This window comes from Pantoea sp. X-Soil-MYKO-1289 (genome assembly GCF_059730625.1).
Genome location: NZ_AP036004.1, coordinates 86,516 through 98,603 on the forward strand (window position 1 = coordinate 86,516; position 12,088 = coordinate 98,603).

Below are 12,088 nucleotides of genomic sequence, written 5' to 3' on the forward strand. Positions count from 1 at the left end.
AAATCGGGACGGGCTTACCCGCCCCAGGGAAATTCACGCAGGACGTTTAGGCGGTCGCCGGGCTGCCCGACAGCAGATCCAGCACTTCCTGCACGCTGGTGGTGTGCGCCAGCTTCTCAATCACGCTTTCATCGTCCAGCGCGTTGGTCAGGCTGGTGATCACCTGGATGTGCTCGTTGTTGCGCGCCGCGATGCCGATCACCAGGCGGGCCACGTCGTCCGCATCGTCGCCGAACAGCACGCCCTGCGGATACTGACAGAACACCACGCCGGTTTTCAATACGCGATCTTTCGCTTCCACCGTGCCGTGCGGCACGGCGATCGACTCGCCGAGATAGGTCGGGGTGAGTTTTTCACGCGCCAGCATCGCTTCTACATATTCCGGCTGCACGTAGCCGCCTTTCACCAGCTGCTCGCCGGCGAAGCGGATCGCCTGCTCTTTGTTGCTGGCGCTCAGGCCGAGGAAGACGTTGTCCGCGCCCAGCTTAAACAGATGCGGGTTGCTGGTGTCGTAGCTGTCCGCCAGCGCGGTCTGTACCACTTCGCGGTGCGCCTCGCTGCGGTTCGCCGCCACCAGACGATCGGTCAGGTTGCTATAGAGCGCGCTGTCGAGGAAGTTGTTCAGCGAAATATGCTGCGCCTGCGGCGCCTGGCGCATAGCGCGCTCGGTGAGGTCGCGGTGGGTAATCACCAGATCGACATCGCCTGGCAGCGAGTTAATCGCGCTGTTGGTGACGGACACATTGGTGAGTCCCGCATCCTGTACTTTCTTACGCAGCACGCCTGCGCCCATCGCGCTGGAACCCATGCCGGCGTCGCAGGCGACGATGATTTTACGCACGTGGCTGACGTCAACGCTGCTGGCGTCGGCGACGATCGGCGCGCCCGCGGCAGCCTGGCCCTTCGACTGCGCTTTCATGTCGTGCATGCGTTTGGTCGCCGCTTCGATATCGTCTTCCTCTTTGACTTTGCTGGTTTTCAGCAGGATAGAGGAGACCACGAAGGAGACGGCGAAGGCCGCGATAATCGCCGCGATATTGGCGAAGTAGGCGCCTTTCGGCGTCATCGCCAGCACCGCCAGGATAGAGCCCGGAGAGGCCGGAGAGACCAGACCGCCATTGAGCAGCGTCAGGGTGAAGACGCCGGTCATGCCGCCCAGAATTACCGCCAGCAGCAGACGCGGCGCCATCAGCACGTACGGGAAGTAGATTTCGTGAATGCCGCCCAGGAAGTGGATGATCGCCGCGCCGCCCGCAGACTGCTTAGCGCTGCCGCGGCCAAAGATCATATAAGCCACCAGCACGCCCATGCCCGGGCCCGGGTTCGCCTCGATCAGGAAGAAGATCGACTTGCCCGCTTCGCTTGCCTGCTGGATGCCCAGCGGCGAGAAGATGCCGTGGTTAATGGCGTTGTTGAGGAACAGGATTTTCGCCGGTTCAACGAAAATCGAGGTCAGCGGCAGCAGGTTGTTCTGCACCATCAGGTTGACGCCTGCGGCGAGGATATGCGACAGACCTTCCACCAGCGGACCGATCGCCAGAAACGCCAGCAGCGCCAGCAACATGCCGATAATGCCGGCAGAGAAGTTGTTGACCAGCATTTCAAAGCCGCTTTTGATTTTACCGTCAACGGCGCGGTCGAAAGATTTGATCGCCCAGCCGCCCAGCGGACCGGCAATCATCGAGCCAAGGAACATCGGCATATCGGCGCCGACGATGACGCCCATGGTGGTGATCGCGCCGACCACGCCGCCGCGATCGCCGCCAACCAGACGTCCGCCGGTGAAACCGATCAGCAGCGGCAGCAGGTAGGTGATCATCGGGCCGACCAGCTTCGCCAGCGTCTCGTTAGGAATCCATCCGGTCGGGATGAACAGCGCGGTGATGATACCCCAGGCGATAAACGCACCGATGTTAGGCATCACCATATTACTCAGAAAGCGACCAAAGCTTTGAACCTTGACCTTGACTGATGAGGACATAAAGCCACCCCTTATCGAGACGCGCTGCAATAAGAGAGCGCGTTTGTTTTTGTTAAGCCAGCACGGCGTCGAGCCGTCGCTATTACTGTATGCAGGCGGACTCTAGCACGCGAATATGACGCTGCGTAGCAGGCGGCTTAAGTGTGATACAGATCACCTAATCTGGGTGGGGGCAGGGGCTCTTTTAGTGAGTCAGATCACATAATACCGGTGTAAAAAAACCACAAAGGCTATTTTTTCGCCGCAAAACAGGCTCAACTGTGACTGATGTCACATTCAAATCTGTTCTGTTTGTTTCATATATGTGACTACGATCACAAAGTATTTTTGGTTGAAAATGCGCCAGATCACACTCCTGCCGGCAGGTTTCTCCGGCTGGCAATAATCTGAAAGAGAGCAACGGCGGAAAAGCCGAGACAAGCGGGGAAACTTGTCCCGGAGGAGAGATTACTGCAGGCCGTTCTGAACGGCGGTCTGCGCCTGATTTAACGCCTGCGCGTTGGCGGAGATAGTGCTCATCAGCGCGTTATATTGCGTGACCTGATCGGGGGTCGGGAACTGAACGGCGCTATTGTTGAAGCTGACGCGCGGCCCCTGCTGCTGCAGGAAGTCGCCCGCCTGCGCCGCGCCCTGGCTCAGCGCCTGCAGCTTCGGCAGCAGCGGCACCAGCTGATTAGCCGGCTGCGTGACCACTTTATCGTAAGCGGTGTCGTAGACCTTTTTCAGATCCTCTTCCTGCTTAAGCGAGGCTTTGCTGCTGTCCGCCTGCATTTTGGCGCTCTCCAGCTGCTGCGTGACAATCACCAGCGCGCCGTTCGCCTGGCGCAGCGCGTCGCGGCGCGTCAGATAGTCCTGCGGCACACGGATCGCCGACAGCTCATCGACCACTGGACGCATGCCCTGATCGATCGCCTTATTCACCTGCTGGGAAAAGCCGTAAAGGATGGCGTAGTCGCCCGCATATTTACCAAAATTCTGCTTCTGACTTTCGCTCAGGCTCGGCAGATGTTCGCCGCTGCGCATAACGGTGTTTTGCAGAAAGTCGATAAAGGCCTTGCGCTGATCGCCCTCTTTGTCGCCGCACGCGGTGAGGTTAAGCACCAGCAACGCGGCGCCGAGCAACATGCCGGTACGCATCCAGATGCGAGAAATTCCTGATGCCATAAGGGCAACTCCTGTAAATGAGAATGTAGATAACCGAGGAATGGTCCTAAAGAATAGAGCAAAGTAGCGCTCAGGCACAACGCCGGCAAGCGCGAAACGCGCAGCGGCAGAGAGGTATCCGGGCAGTCGCCTGCCCGGAAGGGGCGAAAGGATTAACCGGTATTGCGCATGCCCGCCGCGACGCCCGCGATGGTCACCATCAGCGCCTGCTCAACGCGCGGATCGGCCTCTTCGCCGCGCGCTTCCTGTTCGCGCGAACGCTGCAGCAGCTCCGCCTGCAGCACGTTGAGCGGATCGGTGTAGACGTTACGCAGCGCGATCGACTCGGCTATCCACGGCTGATCCGCCATCAGATGCGCGTCGTTGGCGATGGTCAGCACCGCTTTGATGTCGGCGTCAAGCTGGTCGCGCAGCTGTTTGCCCAGCGGCCACAGCGTGGTGTCCACCAGACGCTGATCGTAATATTCCGCCAACCACAGGTCGGCTTTGGCGAATACCATCTCCAGCATGCCGAGCCGCGTCGAGAAGAACGGCCAGTCGCGGCACATCGCTTCGAGCTGATCCTGATGGCCTTCGTCCATCGCCTTTTGCAGCGCCGCGCCCGCGCCGAGCCAGGCGGGCAGCATCAGACGGTTCTGCGTCCAGGCGAAAATCCAGGGAATGGCGCGCAGCGACTCGACGCCGCCGGTCGGGCGGCGCTTCGCCGGACGCGAGCCGAGCGGCAGCTTGCCCAGCTCCTGTTCCGGCGTGGCGGAACGGAAGTAGGGCACGAAGTCCGGGTTTTCACGCACGTAGCCGCGATACATGGCGCAGGAGTGCTTTGAGAGCTGATCCATAATGCTGTGCCACTCTTTTTTCGGCTCCGGCGGCGGCAGTAGGTTCGCTTCCAGAATCGCGCCGGTGTAGAGCGACAGGCTGGCGATGGTGACTTCTGGCAGACCATATTTAAAGCGGATCATTTCGCCCTGTTCGGTGACGCGCAGGCCGCCCTTCAGGCTGCCCGGCGGCTGAGAGAGCAGCGCCGCGTGCGCAGGCGCGCCGCCGCGGCCGATGCTGCCGCCGCGTCCGTGGAACAGCGTCAGGGCAATGCCGGCTTTCTCGCAGGTTTTGATCAGCGCGTCCTGCGCCTGATACTGCGCCCAGCTGGCGGCCATCACGCCGGCGTCTTTCGCCGAGTCGGAGTAGCCGATCATCACCATCTGTTTGCCCTGAATAAAACCGCGATACCAGTCGATATTCAGCAGCTGGCTCATGACGTCGTTGGCGTTGTTGAGGTCGTCGAGGGTTTCAAACAGCGGCGCCACCGGCATGGCGAAGGTGATGCCCGCCTCTTTCAGCAGCAGATGCACCGCCAGCACGTCGGAGGGCGTCTTCGCCATTGAGATAACGTAGGCCGCGATAGAGCCCTGCGGCGCTTCGGCGGCGACGCGGCAGGTTTCCAGCACTTCGCGCGTTTCGTCGCTCGGCTCCCAGTGGCGCGGCAGCAGCGGACGCTTGGAGTTGAGCTCGCGCACCAGGAAGGCCTGCTTGTCCGCTTCCGACCAGCTTTCATAGTCGCCGAGGCCGAGATAGCGGGTCACTTCGGCGATCGCTTCGGTATGGCGCGTGCTCTCCTGACGCAGATCGATGCGCACCAGCGGCACGCCAAAGCACTTCACGCGGCGCAGCGTATCCAGCAGCTGACCGTTGGCGATAATGCCCATGTCGCACTGCTGCAGCGACTGATAGATAGCGTAAAGCGGCGTCCAGAGCTGATCGTTGGAGACCAGCAAATCGGCGGGACGCGGCAGGCGCTCGCCCTTCAGGCGGCGCTCAAGGTAAGCCTGAGTATTCAGCAGCTGGCTGCGCATGCGCTTCAGGATGACGCGGTAAGGCTCAATCGCCTCCGGGTCGCCGCACAGCTCGCGCACCTCTTCGCTGCATTCAGACATCGAGAGTTCGGAAATCAGCACGCCGATATCGCGCAGAAAGAGGTCGGCGGCTTTCCAGCGGCTGAGCTGCATGGCGTGGCGCGTCACCGTGGCGGTCACGTTCGGGTTGCCGTCGCGGTCGCCGCCCATCCAGGAGGTAAATTTCACCGGCACGAAGTCTACCGGCAGCTTCACGCCGAACGCCTCTTCAACCTGTTCGTTCAGCTCGCGCAGAAAGGCGGGCACGCCTTCCCACAGGCTGTTCTCCACCACGGCGAAGCCCCATTTCGCCTCGTCGATCGGCGTCGGGCGATATTTGCGGATCTCGTCGGTGTGCCACGCCTGCGCCACCAGCTGACGCAGGCGACGCATAATCTGGTTGCGCTCGTAGTCGGAGATATCGCTGTGATCGAGCTGCTTCAGGCAGCTATTCACCTCGACCAGCTTGTGGATCAGCGTGCGGCGGGTGATCTCGGTCGGGTGCGCCGTCAGCACCAGCTCCAGCGACAGCGATTCGATGGCGGCGCGAATGGCGTTTTCGCTGACGTCGGGCTGCTGTTTAAGACGATCGAAGGTGGTTTTCAGCAGTTCGGGATGGTTTGCGCCGTCGCCGCTGCGTGAAATGGTCTGATACTGTTCGGCAACGTTGGTCAGGTTAAGGAACTGGCTAAAGGCGCGCGCGACGGGCAGCAGCTCGTCGTTCGACAGATTTTGCAGCGTGTTGAGCAGTTCCTTGCGATGAGCGTCATTTCCCGCGCGGGATGACTTTGAGAGTTTGCGGATGGTCTCCACCCGGTCGAGGATGTTCTCTCCTAGTGCATCCTTGATCGTATCCCCGAGCAGTTTGCCGAGCATACTGACATTACTTCGCATTGCGGAATATTGTTCGTTCATGTGACCCTGACACCCTTATCGTCTTTGTAAACTTCTACACCCACAGCCTGCGACCGCGCAGAAACTGCATGAGTAATCACCCACCGGGTATAACATCGTCTTTTATCTAGCCACGTAAACCCTGCGGCGTCAATGCGCATAAGCGCCCGGTAACATGCCGCTAACTGCCGGAAATTCAAAGATTTTAACTGGAGGGGAGCGGGATAAGTTATTCTTATCAACAAATCCCGCGCAGAGATCAGGAAATTTACTTTCTTAACAGTGAATTGCCCTGTTTATTGCGTATCAGTGGCAAAAGTGCTGCACAACCTGCGCGATCAGGGCGCGAGTCGGCTTAATAAATGCGGTATCGATAAATTCATCCGGCTGATGCGCCTGGTTGATCGATCCTGGCCCCAGCACCAGCGTCGGGCACAGCTCCTGAATAAACGGCGCTTCAGTGCAGTAGTTCACCACTTCAGTCGGCGTGCCGAGCAGTTTTTCCACCACGGCGACCAGTTCATGATTAGCCGGACATTCGTAGCCCGGGATCGGCGGATGCAGTTCGCCAACCGTAAGACGTCCCGGCCAGCGCGCGCTGACCGGCGCCAGCGACTCGTTCAGCAGCCCTTCCAGATCGCTTAATGTCAGGCCCGGCAGCGGGCGAATATCCATATGCAGCTCGCAGCAGGCGCAGATGCGGTTCGCCGCGTCGCCGCCGTGAATATGGCCGAAGTTCATGGTCGGATAGGGAATGGCGAAGCCGTCGTGGTGATAGCGCTCTTTCAGAGTATTGCGCAGCTGCATCAGGTGACCAATCGCGTCGTGCATCAGTTCGATAGCGTTGACGCCGCGCGCCGGATCGCTGGAGTGGCCCGACTGGCCCTGCACGCGAATCACGTGGGAGAGATGGCCTTTATGCGCGCGCACCGGCTTCAGCGAGGTCGGCTCGCCGATAATGGCGCAGTCTGGACGAATGCTCGCCGTTTCAGAGAAGTACTTCGCGCCCGCCATGGTGGTCTCTTCATCGGCGGTGGCGAGAATATAGAGCGGCTTGCTCAGTTTGCTGACGTCGACGTCGCGCAGCGTGTCGAGAATAAAGGCGAAGAAGCCTTTCATGTCGGCGGTGCCCAGGCCGTAGAGCTTGTTGTCATGCTCTGTCAGGGTAAAGGGATCGCGCGTCCAGCGCCCGTCGTCGAAGGGCACCGTGTCGGTGTGACCCGCCAGCAGCAGACCGCCGGCGCCGCTGCCGCTGCGCGCCAGCATATTGAATTTATGGCGCGTGCCGGGCACGGGCTGCACTTCGACGCTGAAGCCCAGATCGCGAAACCAGCCTGCCAGCAAATTGATTAAAGTTTCATTGCTCTGATCGAGCGCCGCATCGGTCGCGCTGATGGTCGGAGTCGCAATCAGCTGGCGGTAGAGTTCGATAAAAGGCGGTAATTTTGTCTTCACTGTTGACGGTCCTTGAGTTAGGATGTATCAATATTCATGCATTAATAGTGAATAAAAATACATTAACGCCGCTTGGCTGGGAAGCAGAAATCCTTCGCAAACGGCATCGTGGGCAACGGGGCAAAGCCGCGACCCGGAACGTGTGACTGTAAAAAGGGTTACAGCCTGATGTTGAATACGCTGATCGTTGGTGCCAGTGGTTACGCTGGCGTAGAGCTCGCCACCTTTATTCATCGCCATCCACATATGAACATAACCGCTTTGGCGGTTTCAGCGCAAAGCCCGGATGCAGGAAAGCCTCTGTCGGATCTGCATCCGCAGCTGAAAGGCGTGGTGGATCTGCCGCTGCAGCCGCTGAGCAGCGCGGCCGAGTGGGCGGATAAGGTGGACGTGGTGTTCCTGGCGACGGCGCACGAAGTCAGTCACGATCTGGCGCCGGAATTCCTGAAAGCCGGCTGCGTGGTGTTCGATCTCTCCGGCGCGTTCCGCGTTAACGACGGCGAATTTTATCAGCGCTATTATGGGTTTACCCATCAGCACGGCGACTGGCTCGATAAAGCGGTCTACGGCCTGGCGGAGTGGAACCACGCGCAGATCAAAGAGGCGCAGCTGGTGGCGGTGCCGGGTTGCTATCCCACCGCGGCGCAGCTGGCGCTGAAGCCGCTGATCGCAGGCGATCTGCTTAACGGCGACCAGTGGCCGGTGATCAACGCCACCAGCGGCGTGAGCGGCGCAGGACGGAAAGCGAGCGTCGCTACCAGCTTCTGCGAAGTGAGCCTGTCGGCGTATGGGCTCTTCAATCATCGCCATCATCCGGAGATCGTCGCGCACCTCGGCGCGCCGGTGATTTTTACGCCGCACCTCGGCAACTTCCCGCGCGGCATTCTGGCGACGATCACCTGCCGCCTGAAGCCGGGCGTCAGCCATGACGACGTGGCGGCGGCGTTCCATCGCGCCTACCACGACAAGTCGCTGGTGCGCGTCTATGAGCAGGGCGTGCCGGCGCTGAAGGCGGTTATCGGCCAGCCGTTCTGCGACATCGGCTTCGCGGTGCAGGGCGAGCATCTGATCGTCGTCGCGGCGGAAGATAACCTGCTGAAAGGCGCCGCGTCGCAGGCGGTGCAGTGTATGAATATTCGCTTCGGCTTCCCTGAAACGCAGTCGCTGATTTAACGGACAAGGACGCACATGACAACTCCATTAATTATCAAACTGGGCGGCGTGCTGCTCGACAGCGAAGAGGCGCTGGCGCGCCTGTTCGACGCGCTGCTGGCTTATCGCAGCGCCCATCAGCGTCCGCTGCTGATCGTTCACGGCGGCGGCTGCGTGGTCGACGAGCTGATGAAAAGGCTGTCGCTGCCGGTGAAGAAGAAGAACGGCCTGCGCGTGACGCCTGCCGATCAGATCGACATTATTACCGGCGCGCTGGCGGGAACCGCCAATAAAACCCTGCTCGCCTGGGCGAAAAAGCACGGCATCAAGGCGGTCGGGCTGAGCCTGGGCGACGCCGACCTGGTGAAAGTGGCGCAGTTCGATGAAGAGCTGGGACACGTTGGCCACGCCGAGCCGGGCGATCCGGCGCTGGTTAACACGCTGCTGGCCGCGGGCTATATGCCGATCGTCAGCTCTATCGGCATCACCGACGGCGGCGCGCTGATGAACGTTAACGCCGATCAGGCGGCGACCGCGCTGGCGGCGACGCTGGGCGCCGATCTGGTGCTGCTCTCCGACGTGAGCGGCATCCTCGACGGCAAAGGCCAGCGCATCGAAGAGATGACGACCGCCAAAGCCGCGCAGCTGATCGCGCAAGGCATCATTACCGATGGCATGATTGTAAAAGTGCACGCGGCGCTCGACGCGGCGCGCACGCTGGGCCGCCCGGTGGATATCGCCAGCTGGCGCCACGCGGAGCAACTGCCCGACCTGTTTAACGGCGTGTCGATCGGCACCCGGATCCTCGCTTAACGACTTAGATTTAGGATGACGACATGAGCACGCAAAATATCAAAAAAATCGTACTGGCCTATTCCGGCGGCCTGGATACCTCCGCCATCATTCCGTGGCTGAAAGAGAACTACGGCGGCTGCGAAGTCGTGGCGTTCGTGGCGGATATCGGCCAGGAGCGTAGCGATCTGGAAGGCATAGAGAAGAAAGCGCTGCAGTCCGGCGCCTCCGAGTGCCACGTGGTCGATTTGCGTGAAGAGTTTATCAGCGACTACGTTTACCCGGTGCTGCAGACCGGCGCGCTTTATGAGGGCACCTATCTGCTGGGCACCTCGATGGCGCGTCCGATTATCGCCAAAGCGCAGGTCGAACTGGCGCTGAAAGTCGGCGCGGATGCGCTGTGTCACGGCGCGACCGGTAAGGGCAACGATCAGGTGCGTTTCGAAACCACCTACACCGCGCTGGCGCCGCAGCTGAAAGTGGTGGCGCCGTGGCGCGAATGGAACCTGCGTTCGCGCGAAGCGCTGCTGGACTACCTGAAAGAGCGCAATATCCCGACCACCGCGTCGCTGGAAAAAATCTACAGCCGCGACGAGAACGCCTGGCACATCTCGACCGAAGGCGGGGTGCTGGAAAGCCCGGCTAACGCGCCGAACAAAGATTGCTGGGTGTGGACAGTGGATCCGCTGGAAGCGCCGGATCAGCCGGAAAACGTCACCGTTACCGTGGAAAAAGGCCGCGTTGTCGCCGTCAACGGCGAAAGGCTGAGCCCGTTCCAGTGTCTGGAAGCGCTTAACGCCATTGGCGCGAAGCACGGCGTAGGTCGTATCGACATCGTGGAAAACCGTCTGGTCGGCATCAAGTCGCGCGGCTGCTACGAAACCCCCGGCGGCACCATTATGGTGAACGCGCTGCGCGCGGTTGAGCAGCTGGTGCTGGATCGCGACAGCTTCAAATGGCGCGAGCAGCTGGGCCATGAGATGTCTTACGTGGTGTACGACGGCCGCTGGTTCGCGCCGCTGCGTAAGTCAATCCAGGCCGCCGCCGAGTCGCTGGCCGAAGAGGTCAACGGCGAAGTGGTGCTGCAGCTCTATAAAGGCCAGGCGACGGCGATCGAGAAGCGTTCCGCTAACAGCCTCTACTCGGAAGAGTTCGCCACCTTCGGCGAAGATGAGGTTTACGATCACCGTCACGCAGGCGGCTTTATCCGTCTGTTCTCGCTCTCTTCGCGCATTCGCGCCCTGAACGAGCAGAAGAAGTAATAGCCGGCGAGGCGCAGGCCTCGCCCAACCAGATTTCGCAGAGGCGGCTTCGGGCCGCCTCTGTTTTAAGAATTGAAGGAGTTTCACATGGCACTTTGGGGCGGACGTTTTACCCAGGCAGCAGACCAACGTTTCAAACAGTTCAACGATTCGCTGCGCTTCGACTATCGTCTGGCGGAGCAGGATATTGTCGGCTCCATCGCCTGGTCCAAAGCGCTGGTGACGGTCAACGTACTGAGCGCCGACGAGCAGCAGCAGCTGGAGCAGGCGCTGAATGCGCTGCTGGCCGAAGTACAGGCGGATCCGGAGCAGATTCTGCAAAGCGACGCCGAAGATATTCACAGCTGGGTTGAAGGCCAGCTGATCGAGAAAGTCGGCGCGCTGGGCAAAAAGCTGCATACCGGCCGCAGCCGCAACGATCAGGTCGCGACCGATCTTAAACTCTGGTGCAAAGCGCAGGTCGAGGCGCTGCTGGGCGCGACGCGCGAACTGCAGCAGGCGCTGACGGCGACCGCCGAAGCGAATCAGGATGCGGTGATGCCGGGCTATACCCATCTGCAGCGCGCGCAGCCGGTGACCTTCGCGCACTGGTGTCTGGCCTATGTGGAAATGCTGGCGCGCGATGAAAGCCGTCTGCAGGATACGCTGAAGCGTCTCGACGTTAGCCCGCTCGGCTGCGGCGCGCTGGCGGGCACCGCCTACGCCATCGATCGTGACCAGCTGGCCGGCTGGCTGGGCTTCGCCTCCGCCACGCGCAACAGCCTCGACACCGTGTCCGATCGCGACCACGTGCTGGAGCTGCTGGCTGACGCCTCTATCGGCATGGTGCATCTGTCGCGCTTTGCCGAAGACTTAATCTTTTTCAACACCGGCGAAGCGGGCTTCGTTGAGCTGTCCGACAAGGTGACGTCAGGCTCGTCATTGATGCCGCAAAAGAAAAACCCGGACGCGCTGGAGCTGATCCGCGGCAAGTGCGGCCGCGTGCAGGGCGCGCTGACCGGCATGATGATGACGCTGAAAGGGCTGCCGCTCGCTTATAACAAAGATATGCAGGAAGACAAAGAGGGGCTGTTCGACGCGCTCGATACCTGGCTCGACTGCCTGCATATGTCGGCGCTGGTGCTGGACGGCATCCAGGTGAAACGTCCGCGCTGCCAGGAAGCGGCGGAGCAGGGCTACGCCAACTCCACCGAGCTGGCCGACTATCTGGTGGCGAAGGGGGTGCCGTTCCGTGAAGCGCACCATATCGTCGGCGAAGCGGTGGTGGAAGCGATCGGGCAGGGCGTGGCGCTGGAAGCGCTGTCGCTGGCGCAGCTCAAGCAGTTTAGCGCGGCGATTGAAGAGGACGTTTACGCCATTCTGGCGCTGCAGTCCTGTCTGGAAAAACGTAATGCCAAAGGCGGGGTCGCGCCGCAGCAGGTCGCATTCGCCATCGCCGAGGCGAAAAAGCGTCTCGGCTGATCCTCAGGCAAAAAAAAGGCGGGCAGTAATTGCCCGCT

General features: G+C 60.7%; 8 protein-coding genes. 4 read left to right on the forward strand and 4 right to left on the reverse strand.

What is annotated here, in order from left to right; translation table 11 throughout:
* Positions 1 to 46: 46 nt before the first annotated feature.
* The 4 genes from AC6I7Z_RS00405 to argE form a co-directional block, all read right to left on the reverse strand.
* Positions 47 to 1,981, reverse strand: coding sequence for a PTS mannitol transporter subunit IICBA (locus AC6I7Z_RS00405; protein ID WP_497812767.1), 1,935 nt, complete (start codon positions 1,979 to 1,981; stop codon positions 47 to 49).
* 447 nt (positions 1,982 to 2,428) lie between these two features.
* On the reverse strand, positions 2,429 to 3,145 hold the full coding sequence (locus tag AC6I7Z_RS00410) for a DUF3053 domain-containing protein (protein ID WP_497812768.1): 717 nt from the start codon (positions 3,143 to 3,145) through the stop codon (positions 2,429 to 2,431).
* A 152-nt stretch (positions 3,146 to 3,297) separates the two neighbouring features.
* Positions 3,298 to 5,949: a phosphoenolpyruvate carboxylase gene (gene ppc / locus AC6I7Z_RS00415; protein ID WP_497812769.1), complete on the reverse strand. Its 2,652-nt coding sequence runs from the start codon at positions 5,947 to 5,949 to the stop codon at positions 3,298 to 3,300.
* A 285-nt stretch (positions 5,950 to 6,234) separates the two neighbouring features.
* Positions 6,235 to 7,383 carry an acetylornithine deacetylase gene (gene argE / locus AC6I7Z_RS00420; protein WP_497812770.1) on the reverse strand — a complete coding sequence of 383 codons (1,149 nt, stop codon included), beginning with the start codon at positions 7,381 to 7,383 and terminating at the stop codon, positions 6,235 to 6,237.
* A 168-nt stretch (positions 7,384 to 7,551) separates the two neighbouring features.
* On the opposite strand from argE, the gene argC reads away from it, so the two are divergent.
* The 4 genes from argC (at position 7,552) to argH (ending at position 12,050) form a co-directional block, all read left to right on the forward strand.
* Positions 7,552 to 8,556: an N-acetyl-gamma-glutamyl-phosphate reductase gene (gene argC, locus AC6I7Z_RS00425; RefSeq protein ID WP_497812771.1), complete on the forward strand. Its 1,005-nt coding sequence runs from the start codon at positions 7,552 to 7,554 to the stop codon at positions 8,554 to 8,556.
* Between the two features lie 15 nt (positions 8,557 to 8,571).
* On the forward strand, positions 8,572 to 9,348 hold the full coding sequence (gene argB / locus AC6I7Z_RS00430) for an acetylglutamate kinase (protein ID WP_497812772.1): 777 nt from the start codon (positions 8,572 to 8,574) through the stop codon (positions 9,346 to 9,348).
* 23 nt (positions 9,349 to 9,371) lie between these two features.
* On the forward strand, positions 9,372 to 10,589 hold the full coding sequence (locus AC6I7Z_RS00435) for an argininosuccinate synthase (protein WP_497812773.1): 1,218 nt from the start codon (positions 9,372 to 9,374) through the stop codon (positions 10,587 to 10,589).
* Positions 10,590 to 10,676: 87 nt separating this feature from the next.
* Entirely contained in the window at positions 10,677 to 12,050 is a 1,374-nt protein-coding gene (gene argH / locus AC6I7Z_RS00440) for an argininosuccinate lyase (protein WP_286870419.1), read from the forward strand.
* Positions 12,051 to 12,088 lie beyond the last annotated feature (38 nt).

Coding starts and splice junctions, on each gene's coding strand:
- AC6I7Z_RS00435 (WP_497812773.1), top strand. CDS start 9,372: ATGAGCACGCAAAATATCAAAAAAATCGTACTGGCCTATTCCGGCGGC.
- argH (WP_286870419.1), top strand. CDS start 10,677: ATGGCACTTTGGGGCGGACGTTTTACCCAGGCAGCAGACCAACGTTTC.
- argC (WP_497812771.1), top strand. CDS start 7,552: ATGTTGAATACGCTGATCGTTGGTGCCAGTGGTTACGCTGGCGTAGAG.
- ppc (WP_497812769.1), bottom strand. CDS start 5,949: ATGAACGAACAATATTCCGCAATGCGAAGTAATGTCAGTATGCTCGGC.
- argB (WP_497812772.1), top strand. CDS start 8,572: ATGACAACTCCATTAATTATCAAACTGGGCGGCGTGCTGCTCGACAGC.
- AC6I7Z_RS00405 (WP_497812767.1), bottom strand. CDS start 1,981: ATGTCCTCATCAGTCAAGGTCAAGGTTCAAAGCTTTGGTCGCTTTCTG.
- AC6I7Z_RS00410 (WP_497812768.1), bottom strand. CDS start 3,145: ATGGCATCAGGAATTTCTCGCATCTGGATGCGTACCGGCATGTTGCTC.